The following is a 25,621-nucleotide window of genomic DNA, read 5'->3' as shown; positions in this document are numbered from 1 at the left end:
TCCCGGCGATAGCGCTAATCGCAAATATGTGTCGCGCCGGATGCACCAATGGTGGCGGATTTCCGATCGCGTCTGCGCTGTTTCTGATCCCGACTGCCAGCCACCATTGCCGTTTCCGCACCATAAACGTGCCGATTGTCGCCTTTCTGGCGCGGCGGCGGCGCTTACTATGGCGGGAAAGGACAGCAGAGGATTAGAGGCATGTCGATCAAGGCGGATTTCACCCAGGGCTTCGCCCGCAACCATTGGTATGCGGCTGCATGGGCGACGGAGATCGGGGACGCGCCCGTCGCCCGGCAGATATTGGGCGAAACCGTGGTGCTGTTCCGCCAGCCCGATGGCGTGATCGGCGCGCTGGAGGATCGCTGCCCGCATCGGCTGGCGCCGCTGTCGCTGGGCGAATGCGCCGATGGCGGGCTGCGCTGCGGCTATCATGGCATGGTGTTCAACGGCAGGGGCGACTGTATCGGCATTCCGGGGCAGGCCATCATTCCGCCGACGGCGCGGGCGCGCGCCTATCCGGTGGCGGAGCGCTACGGGCTGGTGTGGCTCTGGACCGGAGAGGGCGCGGCCGACGAGGCGAAGCTGCCGCAGGTGCTGGGCCATGGCGAGCCGGGCTGGGCGGTGCTGGACCAGGGCTATCAGCATCATCGCGCCAATTACCGGATCGAGATCGAAAATCTCATGGACCCGGCGCACACCACCTTCCTCCACAAGGAGACGATCGGGAACAAGGCGGCCAAGGATATCCCGGTGCAGGTGGCGCAGAGCGACTATGGCCTCAAAGCCTATCGCTGGATCGAAAATGTCCCGCCGACCCCGCTCGACCAGAAAAGCCGCGACTTTGGCGATGGTCGCGTCGACCGGCAGGTCGCCTTCCATTTCGAACTGCCCGCCACCAGCTTCGTCGATATCGCGGTAATCCCGGCGGGCATGGACCGGACCGACGCCAATCTGATGCATGGCGGCATCCGCACCTTCAGCTATAAATTCCTGACACCGGAGACCGAACGGACCACCCATTTCTTCTGGCTGCACCTGCGCAATTACCGTCAGGCCGACAGCGGCTTCGACGCAGGGCTGCGCGCCAGTCTGGAAAAGACCTTTCAGGAAGATAATGTCATGGCCAGCGCCATTCAGGTCGAACAGGAACGGACCGGCCTGCGCCAGAAGACCGCCATCGCCATCGATCGCGCGCCGGTCATGGCGCTGCGCATGATCGACCGGATGATCGCTGCCGAACAGGCAAGCGAGGATGTGCCGGTCCCCGCCTGAACGGGGCGTCGACGGTCGCTCTTCCGGGCGCTCCGAATTTCTGACAGACTGCGGCGCGTATCCCATAGGGATGCGCGCCGCAGTCGCTTGACCAGCCCCTTTCTCCATCCTAATAACAGAACAACAATTTTAATTCTTATAACCGCGCGAGTCATGCGGGCAGGGAAGGAGTGGATGGCGGCGATGGCCTCTACCGGGACGATCGGATCGATGGATCGGCGGCAACTGCTGGGCGCCGGCCTGTTGCTGGCGCTGGGCGTGGGCACGCCGCTTCAGCTATGGCGCCGCCATGCCGAGGGCGAAAGCGACATTGCCGATGTCGGGCAGCGCGCCCTTGCCGAACGGCTCAGCGATCTGGTGGTGCCCGCGACCGACACGCCCGGCGCGTTGGCGGTGAAGGTGCCGGACTGGCTGTTGCTCGCGCTTAGCCATGGGCAGGCCGGTACGGCCGCGCAGCCCACTGGCCCCTATGTGCTGGCCCGGCCAGTCGGATCGGCCGTGCCGGTGGGCCTCGCCTGGCTCGATGCCGTCGGGCGTCAATTGAACGCCATGGCCAAGGGGGATTTCGTCAGCCTCGCCGCAAAGGCCCAGCATGACCTTCTTTCGGCGCTCGATGCAGAGGCGTTCAAGCCCGGCAATGACGCCCATCCCTGGCACAAGATCAAGGATCTCATCCTGACCGGCTATTATACGTCCGAAATCGGCGGTTCGCAGGAACTGCGCTATGAACTGGTGCCGGGCCGATGGGAGCCGGACATTCCGATCACGCTGCAAACCCGCGCCTTTTCCAGCGACTGGACCGCGGTGGACTTCGGATGAGCGCGACCTTCGATGCGATCGTCGTCGGCTCCGGCATCACCGGGGGCTGGGCGGCCAAGGAACTGACGCAGGCGGGCCTGAAGGTGCTGCTGGTCGAGCGCGGCCCCAATGAACCGCATGGAGACTATCCGACCGAGATGAAGGCGCCGTGGGAGATGCCCTTTCGCGGCATGGGCGACGCGGAGGAATATCTGAAATCCTACCCGGTCCAGTCGGGCAATCGCCATTTCAACGAATATACGCAGCATCATTTCGTCCGCGACGACATCAATCCCTATACGGTGGGCGAGGGGCAGGCGTTCAACTGGTGGCGCGGCTATCAGCTGGGTGGACGATCGCTGACCTGGGGGCGGCAATGCTATCGCTGGTCCGACTATGATTTCGGCGCGAACAAGGCCGATGGCCATGGCAGCGACTGGCCGATCCGCTATGCCGACCTGGCCCCCTGGTATGACAAGGTCGAGGATTTCGTTGGCGTATCGGGTTCGGCCGAAGGGCTGGCGTCCCTGCCGGACGGTCATTTCCAGCCGCCCATGGCGCTGAATGTGGTCGAGCAGCATGTGCGCGGCGTCATCGGCCAGCAGTGGCCCGACCGCTGCCTGACCGTGGGCCGCACCGCCAATCTGACGCAGGAGAAGGAGGGGCGGGCGAAATGCCAGTACCGTTCCATCTGCGCGCGTGGATGCAGCTATGGCGCCTATTTCTCGACGCAAAGTTCCACGCTGCCCGCCGCGCAGGCGACCGGCAATCTGACGCTGGTGACGGACAGCATCGTGGACCAGGTGGAGATCGATCCGGTCACGAAGAAGGCGACCGGCGTGCTGATCCTGAACACCGCGACCGGCAAGACCATGCGCGCCACGGCGCGGATGATCTTCCTCAACGCCAGCGCTTTCAACAGCGTGCATATCCTGCTGCGCTCGCGGTCGGAACTCTTCCCCAACGGCCTCGCCAACAGCAGTGGCGTGCTGGGCACGCATATCATGGACCATGCCTCCACCCTGTCGGGCATGGCGCTGATGCACGGGTTCGAGGATCGGACCACCTATGGCAACCGGCCGACCGGCATCGTCATCCCGCGCTTCCGCAACCTCGACAAGGCGGATGGGCATGGCTTCACGCGCGGTTACAGCTATCAGGGGGGCGCGCTGCAATCGACCTGGACGCAGGGCAAGCGGATGCCCGGCATCGGTGCGGAGATGAAGGACAATCTCCATAAAGTCGGGCCTTGGAAGATGGTGCTCGTCACCTATGCCGAAAGCCTGCCGCGCGCATCCAACCGACTGACGCTCGATCCGGTCAAGACCGACGCCCATGGCATGGCGGCGCTGCACATCGCCTTCGACCATGGCGCCAATGAACGCGCCGCGCTGGCCGACGCGAAGGTCGAGGCCAAGGCGATGCTGGAGGCGGCAGGGGGTACGTACCTGTTCGGCTTCGACCAGCCGGGCGCGGGTGGCTCCTCCATTCACGAAATGGGCGGCGCGCGCATGGGCCATGATCCCGTGACGTCGGTGCTGGACAAATGGAACCGCGCGCATGACGTGCCCAACCTGTTCGTCACGGATGGCGCGGCCATGGCCTCGTCCGCCTGCCAGAACCCTTCGCTCACCTATATGGCGCTGACCGCGCGGGCCTGCGACGCGGCGGTGACGATGCTGAAGGAAGGCCGGCTTTGACGGCGCTGACGGCGGATGCGGCGCAATCGGCCGCATCTCTTAGTCCGGCTCAGCGCCGCGCAGCGCTGGGCACGCTGATCATCGCTTTTGTCGTCGATGTGCTGGATGGCACGATCGTCAATGTCGCGGTCCCGGCGATCCGCAGCGATCTGCATGCCAGCGCGCTGGCGGTGCAGTGGATCGTGGCCGGCTATGCGCTGGCGTTCGGCATGTTGCTGATCAGCGGCGGGCGGCTGGGCGATCTCTACGGCTATCGCCGACTGTTCCTGACCGGGATTATCGGCTTTTCGCTCAGTTCCGTCGCCTGCGGTCTGGCCGATGATGCGCTGCATCTGGTGCTGGCCCGAATCGCGCAGGGGGCGACGGCCGCGCTGATGGCGCCGCAGGTGCTGGCGCTGATCCAGCTGCTCTATGGTCCGTCGGAACGGGTGGGCGTGCTGGGCATGTTCGGCTTGCTGGGCGGCGTGTCCGCGATCCTCGGCCCGATTGTCGGCGGCGCGCTGATAGACGCGAATATTGCAGGTCTTGGCTGGCGGCCGATCTTCTTCATCAACGCGCCATTGGGCGTGGCCGGGGTGATCGCGGCGTTGAAATTCCTGCCTGTCGGTCGATCCGCCCATCCGCTGCGGATGGACTGGACCGGCAACGCACTGGTGATCGCGACCCTGTTTGCGCTGATCTTCCCGCTGGCGATCGGGCGCGATCTGGGCTGGCCGCTCTGGTGCGTGGCGCTGCTGGTGGCGACGCTGCCGCTGGTCTGGACGACGCTGCGCTATCTGAAAGCGCGCACCGCCCGCGATGGATCGGCGCTGCTCGATCCCGCGCTGTTCCGGCAGCGCAGCTTCGGGCTGGGCGTGATCGCCTCGCTCATCTTTGCCACCGCAACCTCCGGCCTGCTGCTGACCATGATGCTGGTGTTGCAGATCGGCCTTGGCATGGACCCGCTCACCGCAGGCGTCGCGCATATTCCCTTCGCGATCGGCGCCGGGCTGGGCGTCGGCTTCATCGGACGCGGGCTGGTGCCGAAGCTGGGGCGCAATGTGCTGGTGCTGGGCGCAGCCTGCATGATCGCGGGGATCGTCGCGCTGGTGCCGGTCTTCGCCGCTGGCGGCCCTGCCACTCCGCTGGCGCTGGCCCTGCTGATGGCGGGCCTTGGCATGGGCATGCTCGCCGGCCCGCTGACCCCGATCGCGCTGGCGCGAATCGATCGGGCGCATGCTGGCGCGGCTGGCGGGGTACTGAAAGCTGTGCAGCAACTGGGCAGCGCGATCGGCGCGGCCGGCATCGGCGCGCTGTTCCTGTGGCTTGCCAAGGGCGCGCAGGAGGCGGAGATTAGCCGCCAAGCCTTTACCGCGACGGCAGGGGCGATGGTGGCGTTGCTGCTGATCGTCGCCCTGTTGGCGCGGATGTTGCCGGCCCGGTTGTTCGACGCTTGACAGGCGCCTTGATCGACGTCAAAAAAGAACCAGTATTCTAATAATAGATTTGAGTGGAGGGTAGATGTCGCGGCTGGTTTCCTTCTTTCGGCGACTGACATTGGTGCCCCAGGGCATCACGATCGTCACCGCCGCTTTCCTGCCGATCTTCGCGATCGTATCGATGTTCCCGGCCGTGCCCGCGATCATCGACCATTTCGCGGCGGACCCCGATGCGCGCTGGAAAGTGCCGATGATGGTGTCGGCCCCCGGCCTCACCATCGCGCTGATCGCGCCCTTTGCCGGCTGGTTCGTGGACCGGATCGGGCGGCGGCCGCTGCTGATCGGCGCGACCTTGCTCTACGGTATTTTCGGCACCGCCCCCTTCTTTCTCGACAGCCTGAACGCGGTGTTCGCCTCGCGCCTGTTGCTGGGCGTGGCGGAGGCGGCGATCCTGACCATCGTCAACACGCTGATCGGCGATTATTGGGAGGATGAAGGGCGGCGCGACTGGCTGATGCTGCAAGGCGTGGCCGGGCCGTTCCTGGCCAGCGGCGTCATCGCCCTGTCCGGTCCCGCCACGGCGATCCGCTGGAACGGCATCTTCCTCGTCTACCTGATCGCTTTCCCTATCTTTTTCGCGATGATGGCCTGGCTGTTCGAGCCCAAGCGCGAAGGCCATAGCGTGGCGCAGGTCGCCGACACGCCGCGCGCGACGACGCCTTTCCCCTGGAAGCCGGTCGGCCTGCTGGGGCTGGTGACGCTGTGCGCCTCGGGCCTCTATTATGTCTTCATCATCAATGGCGGTCTGGCCTTCCGCGAAGTCGGCGTGACCGATCCGTCGGCCTTGAGCGCCATGACCGCGCTGCCCAGCCTGTCGGTCATCGTCGGCGCGCTGGTCTTCCGGGCGCTCGGCGGCAAGAGCAATGCGGTGCAGCTTTCGGCCTTCTTCCTGATGCTGGGCCTTGGCCTGCTGGGCATCGGCATGGCGACCAGCGCGAAGTGGATGATCGCCGCTCTGGTGATACAGCAGACCGGCGCCGGCATGGCCGTCCCCTCGCTGATCGCCTGGGCGCAGACCAAGTTGCCATTCGAACATCGCGGGCGCGGCATGGGTATTTGGACCGCCTGCTTCTTCTTCGGCCAATTCTCCTCGCCCTTTCTCGTCCACAAGCTGAATGACGCGACCGGCACGATGCAGGGCGCCTTCACGGCGGCGGGCCTGATCGGACTGGTGCTGGCGGTGATCATCTTCCTGTTCCTCGATCGCTCGGCGCGCGGCGCGACCGGCAAGCTGGGAGTCGCATGATGAAGGCGCTGATCATCGGCGGCGGCATTGGCGGCCTTTCGGCGGCGATCGCGCTCAGCCGGGCGGGTCATGCCGTCACCGTCATCGAACGCGATCCCAACTGGTCGGTCTATGGCGTGGGCATCATCCAGCAGGCCAATGTCGTGCGGGCGATGGAGCAACTGGACGTGCTCGATGCCTTTCTCGATGCGGCCTGCGGCTTCGACGCGGTGGAAATCTACATCCCCAGCGGCGATCGGGTCGCGCGCGTGCCGTCTCCGACGCTGGTGCCGGGCAAGCCCGCCAATGTCGGCATCGGCCGCCGCGCGCTGCAAAAGGTGCTGGGCGAAAGCGCGCGGGCGCTGGGCGCGGAGATTCGGCTGGGCCTCACCGTCGAGGCGCTGGACGATGATGGCGCGGGCGTCGACGTGCGTTTCTCCGATGGCAGCGCGGATCGCCATGACATCGTCGTCGGCGCGGACGGCGTCTATTCGCAGACCCGCCAGATGATCCTGCCCGACGCGGAAAAACCCGAATTTACCGGACAGGGCGTGTGGCGTTACAATTTCCCGCGCCCCGCCGGGCTGGATGCGCTCCATGTCTATAATGGCCCGATCGGCGTCGGGCTGGTGCCGATGAGTGCGGAGCAGATCTATCTCTTCGCGACCAGCGCGGAGCCGGGCAATCCTCATTATGCCCGCGCCGATCTCGCCGCGACGATGCGCGCCAAGCTGGCCAACACCGCGCCGCAGATTCAGGCGCTCGCCGCGCAGATCAGCGACAATGACGGCGTCGTCTATCGCCCGCTCGAAGCGATGATGGTCCCTGGTCGAAGGGACGGGTCGTGCTGCTGGGCGATGCCGTCCATGCGACCACGCCGCATCTGGGGCAGGGCGCGGGCATGGCGATCGAGGATGCGATCGTGCTGGCCGAGGAACTGGGCAAGGGCGAAAGCCCGCAAACCGCCTTCGCTGCCTATCGCGACCGCCGCTACGAACGCTGTCGCTATATTGTCGAACAGTCGCTGGCCATCTGCCACGGCCAGATCGGCAAAGGGCCGCAGGTCGATAATCACAAGGCCACCGCAGAGATGTTCGCGGTCGTCTCCCAACCCATCTGACAATCAAGGATAGCAGCCATGAGCCGCGTCACCGAAATTCGCTATGTCGGCTATGCCGTCCCCGATCTGGAGGCCGAGCGCGCCTTCTATAATGACCAGTGGAAGCTGGTCGAGGCGGGCGAGAAGGATGGCATGATCCATTTCGCCGCCGACGGGGGCGATGAACTCTATGTCGTGCGTCTGCGCGCGGCCGAGGAAAAGCGCATCGACGTGATCGCGCTCGCCGCCGACAGCCGCGCCGATGTCGACGCCCTGCATGACAGGGTGGCGGCGGCTGGCGCCCGCATCATCTTCGCGCCGAAGGATTTCGACACGCTGGGCGGCGGCTATGGCTTCCGCTTCTTCTCGCCCGACGGCCTGACCTTTGAGATTTCCAGCGACGTCGCCCGCCGCGACGCCCGCGACCTCAGCCGCTGGGAAGGCGTGCCGCAGAAGATCAGCCATATCGTCCTGCACGCGCCCGATCATAAGGCGCTGGTGGCGTGGTTCTGCGACGTGCTGGGCTTCAAGGTGTCGGACTGGCTGGGCGATTTCATGTGCTTCCTGCGCTGCAACGGCGCGCATCACCGCATCGCTATCCTGCCCGGACCGCCCTGCCTCAACCATGTCGCCTATGACATGCTGAGCGTCGACGACATGATGGTCGGCATCAACCGGCTGCGGCAGAAGGGCACCGACATTCGTTGGGGGCCGGGCCGGCACACGGCGGGCAACAACACTTTCAGCTATTTCACCACCCCCGCCGGCTTCGCGGTCGAATATACGTCCGAACTGGACTATGTGGATTTCGAGGGTCATGAGCCGAAGGTCCATGTGCCGGGGCCGAAGGTGATGGATCAGTGGGGCGTCGGCGTCGGCGGTCCGCAGACCATGCCCCATCCCGAACCCGACAAGGGGTTGTTCCAGGCCGTCGAGGCGTGATCCGTGCGGTCGCGCTGGGCGTCGCCGGGATGCTGCTGATGGCGGCGGCATCCCCCGGCGATACCGAGAGGAACCGCGCGGTCATCGGCGATTTCGCGCGGCTCTTCTATGCGGAAAAGGATGTGCGCCGGGCCTTCATGACCTATGTCGCGCCCGATTATATCCAGCATAATCCCGGCATCGCCGACGGCCGCGACGCCGCGATCGCCGCGCTGGAACCGATGTTCTCGAAGCCCGGCGCCGCCTTCGACATCAAGCGCATCATCGTCGATGGCGACTATGCCGTGATCCATCTGCACGGCCGGGGCGATCCGGCCTCTGCGGGCGGCGCGGTGGCCGACATTTATCGCCTCAAGGACGGGCGCATCGTCGAACATTGGGATGTGCTGCAACCCATGCCGACCACCGCCGCCAATCCGCACCCCATGTTCTGAAAGACCGAGTTTCCCATGGCCCTGTTCGAATATTTCCCCAATTATATCTGGAACCTGTCGGTCGCGATCGCGATGGAGAGCGGTGGGCAGATCGGCGAGATCGTCGACATGTGCCAGCCGATCAGGGACGCGGCCGCCAATGGCGGCGACGCGGGCACGCCGATGTTCATGAAGGCCTGGGCCGCGATGGGCGACAAGCTGCTCGACCTTGCTGCCGAGGACGAGGCGAAGGGCCGTAAATTCTCCGCCTCCAACAAGCTGGAGCGCGCGTCGCTCTACCTGATCACCGCCGAGCGGATGCAGGGCCATGGCGCACCGGGCCGCGAGGCGACCTATGCCCGCGCGCGCGATGCTTTCGACCGATCGACCGCATTGGGCCAAATCAATCGCGAGCGCGTGGAAATCCCGCTCGACACCGGCACCATGCCTGCCTTGTTCACTCGCGCGCCGGGCGACGGCCGCAAGCCTGTCGTGGTCTTCTGCAACGGCCTCGATAGCTGCAAGGAACTGCTCTACTGGACCCGGCTGCCTGAACAGCTGGCGCGACGCGGCATTTCCACCCTGTGCGTCGATCAGCCGGGCAGCGGGGAGGCGCTGCGCCTCCAGAATCTCCCCGTTGATCCGCATAGCGAGAGCTGGGCGAGCAAGGCGGTCGACTGGCTGGAACAACAGCCCGAAGTGGACCCCAAGGCGATCGGCATGACCGGCATTTCGCTGGGCGGCCATTTCGCGCCGCGCGCGGTCGCCTATGAACCGCGCTTCGCCAGCGGGGCCGTCTGGGGCGCGAACCATAATTGGCGCGAGGTGCAGGACAAGCGCATGGCGCGCGAGGGCGAGAATCCGGTCCCCCATTATTGGGCGCATGTCCACTGGGCCTTCGGCGCGAAGGATCAGGACGACTTCCTGGCCAAGTCCGAGGCGATGAACCTCAACGGCCATATGGGTTCGATCAAGGTGCCTTTCCTCGTCACCCATGGCGCCAATGACCGCCAGATCAGCGTCGCCTATGCCGACGATCTCTACGACCAGCTCGTCAATTCGCCGCGTCGCGAGAAGGTCATCTTCACCCCCCGCGAAGGCGGCGTGGAGCATGTCGGCGCCGACAATATGGCCTATGGTCGCGATCTGATTTCGGACTGGTTCGCCGAAACGCTCGGAGGGAAGACCGCATGACCCGTCGCTTCATCGACCTGTCGATCACGCTGGACAATGACGTCGTGTCCGACCCGCCCTTCATGCGGCCCAGGATCACCTATGAAACGCATCAGGACACGGTGAAGGAATTGCAGCATTTCTTCCCCGGCGTGACGGCGGAGCAGACGCCGGGCGGCGAAGGCTTTGCGGCGGCGGAATGGGTGACGCTGACCACCCATAATGGCACGCATCTGGACGCGCCCTGGCATTTCTCCCCGACCATGGATGCCAAGGACGGTGAACCCCAGCGGGCGATCACCATCGATGAAGTGCCGCTCGACTGGTGCTTCCGCCCCGGCGTGAAGCTGGACTTCCGCCATTTCCCCGATGGCTATGTCGTGACCGCCGCCGACGTGGAGGCGGAACTCGCGCGCATCGGCCATGACCTGCAACCGCTCGACATCGTGCTGGTGAACACAGCGGCGGGCAAGGCGCTGGGCCGGCCCGATTTCGTCAATGTCGGCTGCGGCATGGGCTATGAAGCGACCATGTATCTCACGACGCGCGGCGTGCGCGTGACGGGCACCGACGCCTGGAGCTGGGACGCGCCGTTCAGCTACACGGCGGAGAAGGTCAAGGAAACCGGCGACACATCGCTGATCTGGGAAGGGCATAAGGCTGGCCGCGACATCGGCTATTGCCATCTGGAGAAGCTGCACAATCTGGAGGCGTTGCCGGCCCACGGCTTCACCGTCAGTTGCTTCCCGCACAAGATCAAGGGCGCGTCGGCCGGCTGGACCCGCGCCGTCGCCATCATCGAGGAATAAGATGCGTCTCGCCACCCTTGCCGACGGGTCGCCCGACGGCGCCCTGTTCGTCGTCTCGCGCGATGCGCAACGCTGCCTGCCCGCAGGCGGCACGCTGCAACAGGCGATAGAAAGCTGGACGACCGTCGAACCGTACCTGCGCGCGCTCGCCGCCCGGCTGGAACAGGGCGAGGGCGAACCGCTCGACCATAGCCGTCTGCTCGCGCCGCTGCCGCGCGCCTGGCAATGGCTCGACGGATCGGCCTTTCCGCAACATGGCGAACTGATGCAGAAGGCCTTCCACCTTCCGCCGATCGAGACGGACCGGCCGCTCATGTATCAGGGCCTGTCCGATCGCTTCCTGTCCGGCACGCAGGACGTACCGCTGCCCAGCGAAGCGGACGGGATCGATTTCGAAGGCGAGTTCGGCGTTGTCACCGACGCGGTGCCGATGGGCACCAGTGCACAGGATGCGCTCGATCATGTGAAACTGCTGCTGCTGATCAACGACTGGTCGCTGCGCGCCATCGCCCCCGTTGAAATGAAGACCGGCTTCGGCTGGGTCCAGGCCAAGCCCGCCTGCGCGGTCGCGCCCTTTGCGGTGACGCCCGACGAACTGGGCGACGCATGGGCCGATGGCCGCGTCCACCTGTCCTTGCAGGTCCATGTCAACGGCGACTGGTTCGGTCATCCCCATGGCCGCGAAATGGCCTTTGGCTTCCATGACCTGATCGCCCACGCCGCCCGCACCCGTCATCTGGTGGCGGGCACCATCATCGGATCGGGCACCGTCTCCAACGCCGACTATGCCGGCGTCGGCTCCAGCTGCCTGTCCGAACGGCGCGCGATCGAGATGATCGACCATGGCGCGCCGCAGACGCCCTTCCTCCACTTTGGCGACCGGGTCCGGATGGAGGCGCTGGGCGGTCCCTTCGGCGTCATCGACCAGCAGGTGGTACAGCCATGAGCACCGGCATGAGCGCGCGCATCCGCATGGGCCTGATCGGCGGTGGCCCCGGCGCCTTTATCGGCCCGGTGCATCGGCTGGCGGCGGAGATGGACCGGCGGATCGAGCTGGTCGCCGGCGCCTTTTCGTCCGATCCGGCACGCTCGCTGGCGGCGGGGGAGGCCTATGGCATCGATCCCACCCGCGCCTATCCCTCGGTCGAGGCGATGATCGCGGCGGAGGCGCAACGCCCCGACGGCATCCAGATGGTCGTCATCGCCACGCCCAATCATCTGCACCTGCCTGCCGCGAAGGCGGCACTGGACGTGGGCCTCGCCGTGATGAGCGACAAGCCCGCCACCGCGACCTTGGCGCAGGCGCAGGAACTGGCCGCGCTGCTGGCGGACAAGGGCGGCCTCTACGGTCTTACCTTCACCTATGCCGGTTATCCCATGATCCGCGAGGCGAAGGCCCGGATCGCAGCGGGCGAGATCGGCCGGGTGCGCAAGGTCGTGGCTGAATATTATCAGGGCTGGCTGGCCCAGCCGATCGAACAGGACGGCAACAAGCAAGCCGGCTGGCGCACCGATCCCAAACAGGCCGGGCAGGGCGGCTGCATCGGCGACATCGGCGTCCATGCCTTCAACCTCGCCGAATTCGTCGTCGGCGATGCGGTGGAACAGGTGAATGCCGATCTTGGCATCGTCGTCCCCGGCCGGGCGCTGGACGATGACATGACGGTGCTGCTGCGCTTCGCCAATGGTGCGCGCGGCATGGTCGGCGCGTCGCAGATCGCGACCGGCGAACGCAACAACCTCACCTTACGCATCTATGGCGAAACCGGTGCGATCCGCTGGAGCCATGAGGCGGCGGACCGGCTGATCATTACTGATGCGGATGGATCGGACCGCACGCTCTGGGCTGGCAGCGGCCATGTCGGCGATTGGGCCGCACGCGCCGTGCGAGTGCCGGCCGGCCATCCCGAAGGCTATCTGGAGGCCTTCGCCAATCTCTATCGCGACTTTGCCGATCGCATGGCAGGCGAGGATGCGCCACTGCTGCCCGGCATAGCGGAAGGGCTGCGGTCGATGCGCTTCGTGTCGGCCTGTGTCGAGGGCAATGGCAAGGGGTGGGTGGATCTATGAAGACGATCAAGGGACCGGCGATTTTCCTCGCCCAGTTCATGGGCGATGCCGCGCCGTTCGACACGCTGGATCATCTGGCGGAGTGGGCCGGATCGCTGGGCTATAAGGGCGTGCAAATCCCCTGCGACCCGCGCCTGATCGACCTGAAGACCGCAGCGGAGAGCAAGGGCTATTGCGACGATCTGCGCGGCCGTCTGGCGGCTTTCGGGGTCGAGCCGACCGAATTATCGACCCATTTGCAGGGCCAGCTCGTTGCCGTTCACCCGGCCTATGACGCGCTGTTCGACGGTTTCGCCGCACCTGAAGTACGCGGCAATCCGGCGGCGCGGCAGGCTTGGGCGATCGACCAGATGAAGCTGGCGGCCAAGGCCAGCGCGCATCTGGGCCTCACCGCCCATGCGACTTTTTCGGGCGCGCTGGCATGGCCCTATGTCTATCCCTGGCCGCAACGGCCTGCGGGTCTGGTCGAGGAAGCCTTTGCCGAACTGGCCCGGCGCTGGCGCCCGATTCTGGATGTCTTTGCCGATTGCGGCGTCGACTGCGCCTATGAAATCCATCCGGGCGAGGATCTGCACGACGGCGCGACCTTCGAACGTTTTCTGGAAGCGGTCGGCGGGCATGAGCGGGCGCGCATCCTGTTCGACCCGTCCCATTATGTGCTGCAACAGCTCGACTATCTCGACTTCATCGATCGCTATCATGACCGGATCAGTTGCTTCCATGTGAAGGATGCCGAGTTTCGCCCCAATGGCCGTACCGGTGTCTATGGCGGCTATCTGCCTTGGGCCGATCGCGCCGGTCGCTTCCGGTCGCTGGGCGACGGACAGGTCGATTTCGGCGCGATCTTCTCGAAACTCGCCCACTATGACTATGCCGGCTGGGCCGTGCTGGAATGGGAATGCGCGCTGAAACATCCCGAAGATGGCGCACGAGAAGGCGCCCCCTTCATCCGCGACCATATCATCCGCGTCACCCCGCACGCCTTTGACGATTTCGCCGCATCGGGCGTGGACGCCGCGCAAAACCGCCGGATATTGGGATTAAGCTAAGACGATAAGGGGAGAGGATCACATGCCGTCACGTCGCGAAGCAATTATGGTAGCGCTAACGGGTGGCGCGGCTGCCGCAGCCCTTGGCACAGCGGCCCGTGCCGCGCCCACCGCGCCACGCTGGGGCACCGGCATGGATGGGCAACGTCGCGCCGATCTGGGCGATGGCACCTATCTCAATCCGATCCTCGCCGGCGATCATCCCGATCCTTCCATCCTCAAGGATGGCGAGGATTATTATATGACGCACAGCAGCTTCGATGCGTCGCCCGGCCTCGTCATCTGGCATTCGCGCGATCTGGTGAACTGGACGCCGATCGGCCCGGTGTTGACCAAGGTGCTGGGCACGGTGTTCGCCGTCGACCTCGTGAAGCATGACGGCCGCTATTATATCTATATCCCCTTCATGAAGGCGCCCTGGTCGACCGACCTCAAGGATTTCGCCAATATCTACGTCATCCATGCCGACACCATGGCCGGGCCATGGAGCGACCCGGTCGACCTGGGCATCGGCGGCCTGATCGATCCGGGCCATCTGGTGGGCGAGGATGGCGAACGCTATCTCTTCCTTTCCGGCGTCAACCGGGTGAAGCTGGCCCGCGATGGCCTGTCGACCATCGGGCCGGTGAAGAAAGTCTATGACGGCTGGCATTATCCCGACGACTGGGTGACGGAGGCCTATGCGCTGGAAGGCCCCAAGCTGATGCGGCGGGGCGACTGGTTCTATCTGATCAGCGCGGTCGGCGGCACCGCTGGCCCGGCGACCGGCCATATGGTCATCGCCGCGCGCTCCCGATCCGTGAACGGGCCATGGGAAAATTGTCCGCACAATCCCATCGTGCGCACGCGCAGCGATGCCGAACACTGGTGGTCGCGTGGCCATGCCACCGCGGTCGAGGGGCCGGGCGGCCGCTGGTATCTGGTCTATCATGGCTATGAAAAGGATTATCGTACGCTGGGTCGGCAGACTCTGCTGGAGCCGATCGAATGGACTGCCGACGGCTGGCCGCGCGCATTGGGCGGCGACCTGTCAAAGCCGTTGCCGATGCCCGGAAAGAGCGCTGGCCCCCATGGCATCGCCCGCTCCGATGCATTCGACGCCCCCGCCTTCGGCACGCGCTGGAGCTTCTATGGCGCGACACCGGGTGAGGCGGGGCGGGCGCAGGTCGGCAAGGGCGCGTTGCTGTTGAAGGGCAAGGGCACCGGCCCGCAGGACTGCTCCCCGCTCACGCAAATGGTCGGCGACCGCGCCTATGAGATCAGCGTCGCGATGGACCTGACCGGCGATGTGCAGGGCGGCCTGCTGCTCTTCTACAATGACCGGCTCTTCTTCGGCATGGGCCATGACGGCGCGCGCATGACCACCTATCGCGGCGGTAAGGCGGCCTATTGGCAGGAACCCGCGCCCGCCACGCGCCGCCTATGGCTGAAGATCGTCAATGATCATCATATCCTGACCTTCCACTATAGCGCGGATGGCCAGCACTGGACCCGCCATGGCGTGCGCAGCGAGACTTCGGGCTGTCACGCCAATACGGTCGATGATCTGGCCAGCCTGCGCCCGGCCCTGTTCGCGGCCGGAGCGGGATCGGTCCGCTTCACTGACTTCCGTTATCGCGCGCTGACCTGACGAAAATGTGCCGCAGGCGAAGGACGCCTGCGGCAGTCAGGGAGAGACACGAATTCAGGCGACCGGCAGGTCGAGGCGGAAGGGCAGGTCGATGCTCGATGCGCCGACCGCGACCGACACCGGAGCGACAGGGTTGCGCCAGCCATCATCCTGCCAGCGGCGCAGCGCGATCGGATCGACGGTCACATGGATCGTAGCGATTTCGCCAGCGCCGATAATCTGCTTCGCGAATCCGGCCAGCGCGCCATCCTCGACGCAATAGACCTGCGCGACGAAAGCGCTGGCGCGGTTGCCCTCATTGCGCACGGTGACGGCGACGGTGAAGGCCGCGGTCGCCTGCGCATCGATCATCGCGAAGGCGCCATAGCCCGTCCCCGCGCCGAAAGCATGAGCCGGCCGGGCCGTAAAGCCGCGATAGCCGATCTTCGTGCCTTCCGCATAAGGCAGGCGGCCGTCCGCATCGGGGATCGCACCGAACACCGGATAATCGGCCTCGTCCGCCGCGAAGCTGACCGGCAGGCGGCCTGAAGGCTCCCGGTCGCCTGCCAGTACGGAGGCCAGCGCCGGTCCGAATTCCTCGCCCGGATACCAGACGATCATCAGCGCGGCGGCGTCGGCGGCAAAGCCGGTGTCGATCGCATGGGCGACATTGGCGATGATCGCGGTCTGTGCATTGGCGGCGCAGACGCGCTTGGCCAATTCGATCTGGTCGGACGACAGGAAGGTGGTGTCGCGATCCTTGCTCTCGACCCCGGAGTCCGACGTTTCGCCCAGCACCAGCACCACCGCATCGGCATCCCGTGCGGCAGCCTCTGCGCGCGCCAGCAAGGTTTCGGGATCGCCCGGCGTCGCCACGCCATACCACAGGCCCTGCGCGCGTGCCGGTTCGAACCGCAATTCCGCCTCGATCAGATAGGTGCGTCCTGCCTCCAGCGACAGAACGACATGATCGCTGTCCCCGCTCTTCAGCACGCCCATGATATCGCCCGGCGCGATCGACCGGCTGGCGCTATGGACGGCCTCGCCATCTACAAGCAGCGTCACCGATCCGGTGCCGCCGATATGCAGGCGATAATCGCCATCGACCGGTGCGGCGAAGCGGCCCGCCGCGCGTACGCCGCCGGGGCGATCGAAGGCGTCCATGCCCGGCATCCCGGCGAACCAGGTCAGGCTGTTGGTGTCGCGCGTTTCCTGAAAAAGTGGCGTGCCGGAAAAATCATGCCCGCCAAAGAAGGAAACGGTCATGCCGCGCGTACAGCCATCGCCGATATCCTGCGCCGGGGTCGCCGGCATGGCGGGCAGGCGGGGGCTGGGATCGGTGCCCGGCTCAAAGCTGATTTCCGTGTCCGCGCCATAGCGCGCCCGCAATGCATCGACCAGGCCGATGGCGTCGGGCCGCAGCGCGATCTTGGCGAAGGTGCCGCCCTGAAAACAGGGCGCGGCGGCATTGGGGCCGATCAGCGCGATCCGCTTGTGCCGCCCTGGCGTCATCGGCAGCAGCGCATCGCGATTGTCCAGCAGCACGAAGCTGGCAGCGGCGGCATCGGCCAAAATCGTGGCGCGATCGCCCGGCTCTTCTCCGGGGTCGCCCCCGGCCCATGCCTGCGCCGCCGCAGCGACCCGATCGGCCGCGGTCAGGATGCGCGCTTCGTCCAGTTCGCCTGCCTCCACGGCGGCACTCAGCTTCTGGCCATAAAAGCGCGCCGGGCCGGGCATTTCCAGATCGAGGCCCGCGATCATCGCGGGCGCAGTCGATTTGGAGCCGAACCAGTCGCTGACGGTAAAGCCCTGATAGCCCCAATCGTCGCGCACCACGGTCGTCAGCACATGCGCCTGTTCCGCGCAGTAACTGCCATTGACCCGGTTATAGGCCGCCAGCAACCCCGCGCAGCCCGCTTTCGCCGCCATTTCGAACGGCAGCAGATAGACTTCGCGCAATGCCTTCTCGTCGATCCACGCGTCATAGCTGTCGCGCATCGTCTCGCTGTCGTTGCAGACCAGATGCTTGGCGACCGCGCCGACATGGCGGCTTTGCAGCCCCTCGATCCAGGCGACGCCCAGCGTCCCGGCCAGCAGCGGGTCTTCCCCGAACAGTTCGAACGCGCGCCCGGCCAGCGGCGTGCGGACCAGATTGACGTTCGGCGCCAGCACCATGTCGACGCCCAGCCGCTTGGCCTCCCCGCCGACGATTGCGCCGACCTGACGCACCAGATGGGGATCGAAGGTCGCGCCCAGCGCCATGCCGCACGGCGTCAGCACCGATACGTCCCGTTCGTCGACCCGGCCGCTGGCAATGCCCATCGGCCCGTCGGCCATTCTGGCGGAAGGAATGCCGGGCAAGTCGGCGGTCGACCACATGTCGCGGCCGACAGTCAGGGCAATGGCGTCGTCTCTGGTCATTATATTTGCCTCTCTCCACCGTTCGCCCTGAGCCTGTCGAAGGGCCGTTCTTCTCTTGGAAAAGAAGGGCAGGGCTTCGACAGGCTCAGCCCGAACGGACTTTCATTCTATCTTTGAGTGAAACCCATCACTTGCCCGGCCAGCATCTTCAGCTGTCCGGCAACACTCTCGTCCACCAATGCGCCATCCGCGCCAAAAGGCTTCTGCTCGATGCTGTTGATCGCCACGCCCATCGGCGTCGGCCATCCGCGCATGGCATGGGTGATGCCGCGCAGCGCCTGCAACGTCACACCGCCCGCCTGCCAGCCCGCTGCCGTGACGATCAGCCCTACCGCGCGCCCGTCAAAATAGGGGCGGGCGTCGCCACGCAGATCCTCCAGCAGGTCGATGGCATTCTTCACCAGCCCCGACACCCCGCCATGATAGCCGGGCGAAGCGATGATCAGGCCGTCGGCCGCGCGCACCGCTTCCACCAGTTCGCGCTCGTCATCGGTCCGCTCCGGGCTTTCCGGCGCGAAATGGGGCAGGGCGGCCAGCGCCGCGCCGCCGAACATCCGCGTCTCCGCACCCAGTTCGCGCGCGAAGCCCAGCGCCGCCTCGGTCAGCCGCTCGCTCGACGATCCGGGCCTATTGGTGCCGCCGATGCCGACGATCAGGGTCATGGCCGTGTCCCGTTCAGCGCCGGCATCACCTTCTGCGACAACAATTCCAGCGTGCGGTTGCCCCAGCCCAGCCGCTCCTGCGTCAGGGGACCGGTGGTGGTGCCGCACAGCACATTGCCGATGCCCAGTTCCTGATAGGGCTTCAGATGCTCGATCACCGTTTCGGGCGATCCATAGAGGCACCAGGTGCCGATCCAGTCCTCGGTCAGCGCCAGCGGCGTCTTGTCGGTCTTCTGGTTGGCGGATTCGCGTTCGGCCTTGTCGGCATAATATTGCTCGCGGTCGACCGCTTCCTGATAGGCGGTCAGGATCTGCTCCAGCTCCTCGCGGGCCTGCTCGTCCGTGTCGGCGACATGGACGCACTGATAGGTATGTGTGGTCCAGGACAGCGCGTCGGCTACGATGGCGTCCGAATGGCCCGCCGCCAGCAGCGCGTCGCGATAGGCGGTGAAATATTTGGTGACATGGGTCAGCGGCTCGGTCCCGCCGATCTTGGGCGGGGTGAAGGCCGGGATGAAGGCGGGCCAGCCATTTTCGGCGGCGCGGCGCATGGAGGCTTCCTTCATCGCCACGGGCATCAGCCGGGCATGGCCGGGCGAATAGGGTGCAGGGGCAATGCGTTGCAGCACCTCGCCCTTGAACGGGCCATTGTCGATCTTGACCGGAGCGGAGTCGACCGTCTTGGCCCACAATGCTTCAGCGATCGCCAGATTGGCGTCGGACACGGCCGAGGCTTCCTTATAGTTGACGCCAAAGCCGATCATCTCTTCCGGCGTGGTGCCAGAGCCGATGCCGACCAGCAGCTTGCCCTGCGTCAGCTGGTCCAGAATGTTGATGCGTTCCACGAAACGAACCGGGTGATGCAGCGGCACCGACGTTACGGAGAAACCGAAATGCATGCGCTTCAGCTTTGCAGCCAGATAGGCGGCGAACATCATCGGGTCTGACGCCACGGGCATGTAACCGGTGAAATGATGGTCCGGCAGGAACACCGCGTCAAAGCCCAGCGCCTCCGCCTTCTCGCTATGATCGATCAGGTCCAGGATGAGCTGGCGATCCTGATCGGCGGCCGTCGTGCGGGCATTCAAGAAAACGGAAAAGCGCATGGCCCCCTCCTTATTTAAACTAGAATTTTAATTCTGATAATTGGATATGGAAAACCGGTCAACCCTACTTCCGTCATGCCAGCGGAAGCTGGCATCTCAGGCGGTGGCGTTCGACTTAGCCCCACGAGATCCCAGCTTTCGCTGGGATGACGCAAATCAAGCGACGGTGATGACCTTGCTGTCCTCGGCAAAGAGCGGGAAGGGCAGGTAGGAAATGCGCAGCTTTTCCTTGAGCGTCAGGCTATGCTCGCCAACACCAAGCCCGCCCGCGCGCGTCACGCTGATGGTGGCGATGCTGCCGAACTCCCAGCGATCGTCATAGGCCTCTTCCATGGCGTCGAGGCTCCAGCTCTTGCCATTCTGCTCGAACAGGACCGACTCGCGCGGCTGGGCTTCGCCATCCAGCGTGACGGCCAGATCCTCGATCATCGACAGGCCGATGCCGCGATAATAGCCAAGCCGCGCGTCGAAGGCGAAACCGCTTTCGGTGGCGCGGAGGCTGTCTTCCAGGATGAGATATTTGTCGAACATCGAAACGGTCCTTCGTGAAATAGGGTGTCAGCGCGCAGGCGTGTTGAGCCTGATCCAGCGCAGCAGCAGAGCGGGCCAATCCTCGGTCGGCGTGCCGACCTTACCCAGACCAAAGCCATGGTCGCCGCTTTCGAACAGGTGAAATTCCACCGGTCGCTTCGCCTGTCGCCAGCTATCGATCAGGCCCAGCCCGCCGCGCGCCAGCAGGAAATCGTCATTGGCGATCGCCACGAACAGCGGCGGGGCGTCGGCCGGGACCGGGCGTGCCGCCATATTGGGATAGATGGGCGCGATGAAATCCGGTCGCTCGCCATCCGGCAGCGCCAGTGCGGTGCTGAGCGTCAGGAAACCACCGGCGGAAAAGCCCATCATGCCGATGCTTTTGGGGTTCAACCCATAATCGGCGGCATGGGCGCGGACATAGCGGACGGCGGCGATGCCATCGGCCAGCGCTTCGGGCGTCGTGTCTTCCGGCGGACCGAAGCCGACCTTCTCCCCCTTGATCGCGCGCGCCAGCTTGTCGGCGAACTCCGGTTGCGACGCCGGGGTCGGCATCACCCGATATTTGAGGACGAAGGCGGTAATCCCCTGATTGGCGAGCCAGCGGGCGACATCCCAGCCTTCCTTCTCGATCGCGAGGCCCAGAAAGCCGCCGCCCGGTGCGACGATCATCGCAATGCCATTGGGTCGGCCGACGGGGAGCACCGGCGTCAGTGTCGGGCGAACGACATTGCGCACGGCGACCTTGCCATTGTCCAGATGCCAGACCTCTTTGTCGCGGCCGGGCGTGGCGGTTGGCAGGGCAATCGCGCCGGGCTGAACCGGCGTGGCGATCGTCTCGCGGCTCGGGCCGGGGCCTTGCGCCATGGCGGGCAGGGGCAGCAGCGCGGCCCCCAGCGTCAGCAGCAGGCGCAATCTCACAGCACTGGTTCCGCGACCCTGGCGGCCAGCGCCTTGAACATCTCATGCTGGCGGCGCACCTGCTCGCGGCTGTCGACCGGGCCGGCATCCTGCACCCAGCGATTGCCCTCATATTCGGACGACAGATAGCCGTCCCATCCGCCCGCCACCAGTTCCGGGATCACCTCGTCATAGGCGATGGTGGGATCGGTGCAGTCGTCCGCCATGCCATAGAATTTCGCCTGGATGTGGCGGAAATAGGGGATGAAGTCGCGGATGCGCTTCGGGTTGGAATAGGGTGCGTGGCGCAGCGTTTCGGCCATGGCGATATCCGCCTTGTTGCCGCCCATCTTCACCGCCACTTCGAAGATCGTATATTCGCACATGATCTTCTGTTCATGCTGGTCGATGATGAAATCGGCGATTTCCGGCGTAGCACCCTGCCGCAGGAAGCGGTCGCGGAATTCGGGCGGATAATGTTTCATGAAAATGCCCATGTCGGGCAGGATACCGAGATGCTTGGTGCCCAGCCGATCGGCCACCTCGATCGTGCGCAATATCCAGGCATGGTCCAGATGCCAGGGCGCATGCACCTCCACCCCCATATGCACGTCATATTGCTCGGCATAGGGGACGCAGCGTTCCAATATGTCGGGCCGCACGAACACCAGCACGCGCATGTTCCGGATGCCGAGGCGATTGCACAGCTTCAGGTCGCGGACGATCGATTCCACCTGCTCGTCATCGGTCATCAGGCGGTCCTTGCGCCGCTTGGTGTCCAGGAACATGTCGTAGCAGGTCAGCGTGGTGCCATGGCGATCCATCATCGCCAGCCACTGGTTCACGGTCGCATCGTCGATGTTCGGGAAGCCCGGCATATTCTGCTCGGGCAATATCTCGATCCCGTTCGCGCCGATCGACGCGGCGAAGGCGACCACGTCCTCCACCGTCATCTGGCCGAGAAAAAGCTCTTCCTGAAAACTATACAGGCTGACGCCGCGCTTGAACATGGGCTCCCCTCCATCCATTAATATTAGAATTATTATTCTTATATAATCTGGATCGGGAAGGTCAATCCTCTTTGACGCCGATCAAACTGACCGGCCCGATCAAGCCCGAAGGGCGCAGCGGCGCATCCGCGGCATAGGTCGGGCCGGTGGTCAGAGTGACGGGCGTGGCGCCCGGCTGCGCGTCGCCGATCAGCCGGTTGACCCACAGATTTGCGACCCGCACGGTCAGGCTATTGCTGCCCGCCTTCGCATAGGGGGTGATGTCCAGTTGATAGGGCGCCTTCCACGCCACGCCCGCGCGCTGTCCGTTGACGCGGACGTCCGCGACATCGGCGACGCTGCCCAGGTCGATCAGCAGGCGGCCCTGTCCGGGGGTCCATCCTTTGGGCAGGGTGAAGCTGCGGCTATAGCTGCCGATGCCGGAATAATAGCGGGTGGGCGGATCACTGGCCTTCGACCAGTCGCCCAGCGGCACCGTGCGTTCGCCGGTCGGCGCACCGGGCCGGGCGTCGAAGCTCAGCCGCCAGTCGCCGCCCAGTGTTGCCAGCGTCCGGCGCTGCACCGGTGCGATTCGCACGGATTTTGCCGATGTCGGTTTGCGCAGCACGATGAACAGCGCCTCATCCTTGGCCAGATGGAGCGGAATGCGGGTGCCATCCCCGTCCATGTCGTAACTGACCGTCTCCGTCCGCCCGCTGTCCGCGCGCCACAATTCCGGCGTCCGGCCGCTGACCCGCAGGTCGATCGTCCCGTCCACCGCCTTGTTCGATCGATTGCTCACGAAATAGATGTCGCTGTCGCCGTCCACCCGATGCAGCAGCGCCAGCGATCCCTCACCCGTCCATGTCCAGTCGGGCCGAACCGCCAAGGCCGCGCCCAGATCGCTTGTGATCGGCCCGCTCCACAACCGGTCGATCAGCGCCGCGACCGCCTTCGGATCGTCGGCCAGACTGGGCGATCCCGTCGGCCGCTGGCCCACGATCGTCGCCCCGGCCTGCGCCAGCGCCTCGATCCGGCACAGCGTCGCCAAAGTCATCTTCGCGCTCGATCCGCCCAGATAGAGCAGGCGATAAGCTTGCCCCTCCGGCGTCACCAGTCGCCCGTCCCTTACGCTCAGCCGGTTAGCCAGCGCATCGGCATTGACGAAATCATAGTCATGCCCCGCTGGCACATCGCTGACCGGCGCGTCGCCATACAGACCCGTAACCGGACTTTCCTCGCCATAGAAATAGGCGATGTCGGCGACATGATGTCCCTGTTGCAGCAGGAAGCTAGTGCGCGCCAGATAGTCGGTCCAGCCATCCGCCATCTCCGCCCATGTCTCGTTCCGGGTGAAATATTGGCCAAGGAAGGTGGCCAGCGCAAAGCCCGGCGCGCGATCCGCAAAGGGCTGATGCGCCGATGTGTGGATCAGCAGCCGATTGACGCCCAGCGCAAATTCCAGATCGGCGGTCGATTTGAGATCGGCCGGCGCATAGGCCCAGGGATGGCCGAAAGCGGTCAGCGACTCCGCCCCCACCGCCGCCTTGCCATAAAGATTGGCGACCGAGGCCGCGCCCTTTATGTCGGCGACATAGGTGGGGTTCGGCGCCGCGCCCGGCGCCAGCGTCCACATAGCCCCCATCGGCACATCGGCATGCGCGCGCATGCTGAGGTCATCGCCCAATTGCGGCCGATGATCCTCCAGCGCCTCGGCATAATAGGTCATGCCCGCCCGATGCGCCGTCTCCGCCAGCACGCCATAATGCGCCTCAGCATAAAGATCGGCGATCGTCCTGCGCCAGTCCCACAGGAAGGCATCCGTCTTCGCCGCGTTACCGATCACGATACCGGTCAGCGCCGGCAACCACGGCGCAGGATCATAACCGCGCCGCCTGGCGAACTGCGCCGGCAGATCCTCGGTCCAGTTTTGCGGCCCTGATTCGATGCTGTCGCTCAGCATCGACCTTATGCCCTTCGCGCCGATCAGATCGTCGCCCACCGACTGGCGATACAGGCCCAGAAAATGGTCGATATAGGCCGTGACGCGCGAAGCGGACAGCTTGTCCACCTCCAGCCCCGTGGCCTCTTTGGGCGCCGGAGCATTGCGATGCCCGGTCAGCGACCAGCCCATGCGCAACACCCGCCAGCGCCCCGGCGGCGGCGTCCAGTCCAGCGTGCCGTCCGGCCGCAGCCGATCGGTCAGGTCGATCACCTTGTCCGGCGTGATCCCTCCGGTGCTCGGCGTCGCCGCCGCATAATAATCGGGCAGGGTCGCAAAACCCGCCTTCTCCTCCGCCTGGCTCACCCGCGCCTCAGCATGCAGCGCAAATTCCGATAGCGCATAGCGGACGGCCGGGCCGCTGGGGAAGGGTGGCCGCAGCGCGCCGGGCGCATAGGTCAGCTTGTCCATGAAGCTGGGCTTCGGATCGGGCGTCAGGCGCAGGCGAAACCAGCGCGCGGTTACAGGCGCGAAACTCGCCGATCGCACTGGCGATGTGGATGGTGGCAACGCAGCGATCGGGCGATAGTGCACGCCGTCGTCGCTCGCTTCCAACGTCGCGATCGGCGGGGCAGGCGTGCCGAAGCCGCGCGGGCCGGGCAGGCCCACCGTCACCGACCGCATCGTCTGCGGCCGGTCATAGGCATAGGCGACCCAGGCCTTGCCCTGTTCCGCCGATAGCGTGAGGGCAGGGCCATAATGGCCGTCCGCCAGCATCGGCCCATCGATCTTCCCACTATTGGCAATCCTCTGCGCCGGGATCGCATCGCGTTCCGCCGCCGGCACCGCAATCACCCGTGCGTCGCGATAGAGCGCCGGCCCGTCCGCTTCGCCCGGCTGCACCATCGTCAACGGCACATCCTGATAGGGGCCGGCCATGGCGGGTGGCATCGTCAGGGCGCCCGCAAAGCGCCGCCCGCCTTCCACCAGCGTTTCGCTCCACACCAGCTTCTTCATCGCATCTTCCGGCCGCACCCACGGCCCGCCGGTCGCGCTCCAGCCGCCCGATGTCGCGATCCCCAGCGGCAGGTTCAGCGCGGCGGCGGTGGCCACGCTGTCCTTCAGCGCCTTGCGCCAGGCTTCGCTCATATAGACGCGCCGTTCCGGCACGATCGTCGGCACATCCATGCCCGCCTCGAACAGATGGACGCCGCCGATGCCGATCCGCTGCATCCATTCCAGATCGCGCTTCGCCCCCTCCGATTCGACATTGCCGTTCATCCAGTGCCACCAGACATGGGGGCGGGCGCTGGCGGGCGGATCGCGAAATCCGTCGCGCAACGGGTCCGTTTGCGCCTGTCCGGCAGCGCTGATCAGCAACATCGACGCAGCGGTCGATCGGAAAAAATGGCGCTTTTTCATCATCCTGC

Annotated in this window: 21 protein-coding genes and 1 pseudogene; 15 read left to right on the top strand and 7 right to left on the bottom strand. The window is 65.4% G+C overall.

Translation table 11 applies throughout. The features are described 5' to 3' along the window. Window positions 1–201: 201 nt before the first annotated feature. From BMX92_RS12315 to BMX92_RS12250, 15 genes and pseudogenes are all read left to right on the top strand, one after another. Entirely contained in the window at window positions 202–1,275 is a 1,074-nt protein-coding gene (locus BMX92_RS12315) for an aromatic ring-hydroxylating dioxygenase subunit alpha (RefSeq protein ID WP_093016840.1), read from the top strand. A gap of 174 nt (window positions 1,276–1,449) precedes the next feature. Beyond that, complete coding sequence (locus tag BMX92_RS12310) at window positions 1,450–2,094, top strand: gluconate 2-dehydrogenase subunit 3 family protein (protein WP_256213409.1); 645 nt, start codon at window positions 1,450–1,452, stop codon at window positions 2,092–2,094. Next, window positions 2,091–3,773, top strand: coding sequence for a GMC oxidoreductase (locus BMX92_RS12305; protein WP_093016836.1), 1,683 nt, complete (start codon window positions 2,091–2,093; stop codon window positions 3,771–3,773). Before BMX92_RS12310 ends, BMX92_RS12305 begins: the two co-directional genes overlap by 4 nt. Next, window positions 3,770–5,209, top strand: coding sequence for an MFS transporter (locus BMX92_RS12300; RefSeq protein ID WP_218145781.1), 1,440 nt, complete (start codon window positions 3,770–3,772; stop codon window positions 5,207–5,209). Before BMX92_RS12305 ends, BMX92_RS12300 begins: the two co-directional genes overlap by 4 nt. Before the next feature lie 64 nt (window positions 5,210–5,273). Then, a complete protein-coding gene (locus BMX92_RS12295; protein WP_093016834.1) occupies window positions 5,274–6,497 on the top strand; it encodes an MFS transporter in 1,224 nt (407 codons plus the stop codon). Next, window positions 6,494–6,952 (top strand): annotated as a pseudogene (locus BMX92_RS28400) (FAD-dependent oxidoreductase); the annotation flags it as partial. The gene BMX92_RS12295 and the pseudogene BMX92_RS28400, both read left to right, overlap by 4 nt. A gap of 368 nt (window positions 6,953–7,320) precedes the next feature. Further along, entirely contained in the window at window positions 7,321–7,596 is a 276-nt protein-coding gene (locus tag BMX92_RS28395; protein WP_218145783.1) for an FAD-dependent monooxygenase, read from the top strand. An 18-nt stretch (window positions 7,597–7,614) separates the two neighbouring features. After that, the gene (locus BMX92_RS12285; protein WP_093016832.1) at window positions 7,615–8,517 is read left to right on the top strand and encodes a VOC family protein; all 903 of its coding nucleotides are present in this window, start codon (window positions 7,615–7,617) and stop codon (window positions 8,515–8,517) included. Beyond that, the gene (locus BMX92_RS12280) at window positions 8,514–8,951 is read left to right on the top strand and encodes a nuclear transport factor 2 family protein (RefSeq protein WP_256213408.1); all 438 of its coding nucleotides are present in this window, start codon (window positions 8,514–8,516) and stop codon (window positions 8,949–8,951) included. The genes BMX92_RS12285 and BMX92_RS12280 overlap by 4 nt, the downstream gene beginning before the upstream one ends. 15 nt (window positions 8,952–8,966) lie before the next feature. Next, a complete protein-coding gene (locus BMX92_RS12275; RefSeq protein ID WP_093016830.1) occupies window positions 8,967–10,124 on the top strand; it encodes an alpha/beta hydrolase family protein in 1,158 nt (385 codons plus the stop codon). Continuing rightward, entirely contained in the window at window positions 10,121–10,912 is a 792-nt protein-coding gene (locus tag BMX92_RS12270; RefSeq protein WP_093016829.1) for a cyclase family protein, read from the top strand. The genes BMX92_RS12275 and BMX92_RS12270 overlap by 4 nt, the downstream gene beginning before the upstream one ends. Before the next feature lies 1 nt (window position 10,913). Next, on the top strand, window positions 10,914–11,858 hold the full coding sequence (locus tag BMX92_RS12265; RefSeq protein ID WP_093016827.1) for a fumarylacetoacetate hydrolase family protein: 945 nt from the start codon (window positions 10,914–10,916) through the stop codon (window positions 11,856–11,858). Window positions 11,859–11,866: 8 nt separating this feature from the next. Further along, on the top strand, window positions 11,867–12,982 hold the full coding sequence (locus BMX92_RS12260; RefSeq protein WP_093017000.1) for a Gfo/Idh/MocA family protein: 1,116 nt from the start codon (window positions 11,867–11,869) through the stop codon (window positions 12,980–12,982). Then, the gene (locus BMX92_RS12255) at window positions 12,979–14,031 is read left to right on the top strand and encodes a sugar phosphate isomerase/epimerase family protein (protein ID WP_093016825.1); all 1,053 of its coding nucleotides are present in this window, start codon (window positions 12,979–12,981) and stop codon (window positions 14,029–14,031) included. Before BMX92_RS12260 ends, BMX92_RS12255 begins: the two co-directional genes overlap by 4 nt. A gap of 46 nt (window positions 14,032–14,077) precedes the next feature. Further along, window positions 14,078–15,661 (top strand): family 43 glycosylhydrolase, encoded by a 1,584-nt coding sequence (locus BMX92_RS12250; RefSeq protein ID WP_256213407.1) that lies wholly within the window; start codon window positions 14,078–14,080, stop codon window positions 15,659–15,661. 54 nt (window positions 15,662–15,715) lie between these two features. Here the strand turns inward: BMX92_RS12250 and BMX92_RS12245 are convergent, their stop codons facing one another. The 7 genes from BMX92_RS12245 to BMX92_RS12215 form a co-directional block, all read right to left on the bottom strand. Then, a complete protein-coding gene (locus tag BMX92_RS12245; RefSeq protein ID WP_093016821.1) occupies window positions 15,716–18,061 on the bottom strand; it encodes a beta-glucosidase in 2,346 nt (781 codons plus the stop codon). A 107-nt stretch (window positions 18,062–18,168) separates the two neighbouring features. Further along, window positions 18,169–18,723, bottom strand: a complete 555-nt coding sequence (locus tag BMX92_RS12240) for an NADPH-dependent FMN reductase (protein ID WP_093016819.1) — start codon at window positions 18,721–18,723, stop codon at window positions 18,169–18,171. Next, window positions 18,720–19,829, bottom strand: a complete 1,110-nt coding sequence (locus BMX92_RS12235; RefSeq protein ID WP_093016817.1) for an LLM class flavin-dependent oxidoreductase — start codon at window positions 19,827–19,829, stop codon at window positions 18,720–18,722. The genes BMX92_RS12240 and BMX92_RS12235 overlap by 4 nt, the downstream gene beginning before the upstream one ends. 156 nt (window positions 19,830–19,985) lie before the next feature. Then, on the bottom strand, window positions 19,986–20,360 hold the full coding sequence (locus BMX92_RS12230) for a C-glycoside deglycosidase beta subunit domain-containing protein (protein ID WP_093016815.1): 375 nt from the start codon (window positions 20,358–20,360) through the stop codon (window positions 19,986–19,988). 27 nt (window positions 20,361–20,387) lie between these two features. Next, window positions 20,388–21,281, bottom strand: a complete 894-nt coding sequence (locus tag BMX92_RS12225; RefSeq protein WP_256213406.1) for an alpha/beta hydrolase — start codon at window positions 21,279–21,281, stop codon at window positions 20,388–20,390. Then, window positions 21,278–22,270, bottom strand: a complete 993-nt coding sequence (locus tag BMX92_RS12220) for a sugar phosphate isomerase/epimerase family protein (RefSeq protein ID WP_256213405.1) — start codon at window positions 22,268–22,270, stop codon at window positions 21,278–21,280. Before BMX92_RS12220 ends, BMX92_RS12225 begins: the two co-directional genes overlap by 4 nt. Window positions 22,271–22,331: 61 nt before the next feature. After that, window positions 22,332–25,613, bottom strand: coding sequence for a glycosyl hydrolase (locus BMX92_RS12215; protein WP_256213404.1), 3,282 nt, complete (start codon window positions 25,611–25,613; stop codon window positions 22,332–22,334). Between the last annotated feature and the right edge of the window lie 8 nt (window positions 25,614–25,621).

The sequence above is a fragment of the Sphingobium sp. YR768 genome (assembly GCF_900111125.1).
Lineage (GTDB): Bacteria > Pseudomonadota > Alphaproteobacteria > Sphingomonadales > Sphingomonadaceae > Sphingobium.
The sequence above is the reverse complement of the archived record's forward strand: the minus strand, read 5'-3'. Positions and strand labels throughout refer to the sequence as shown.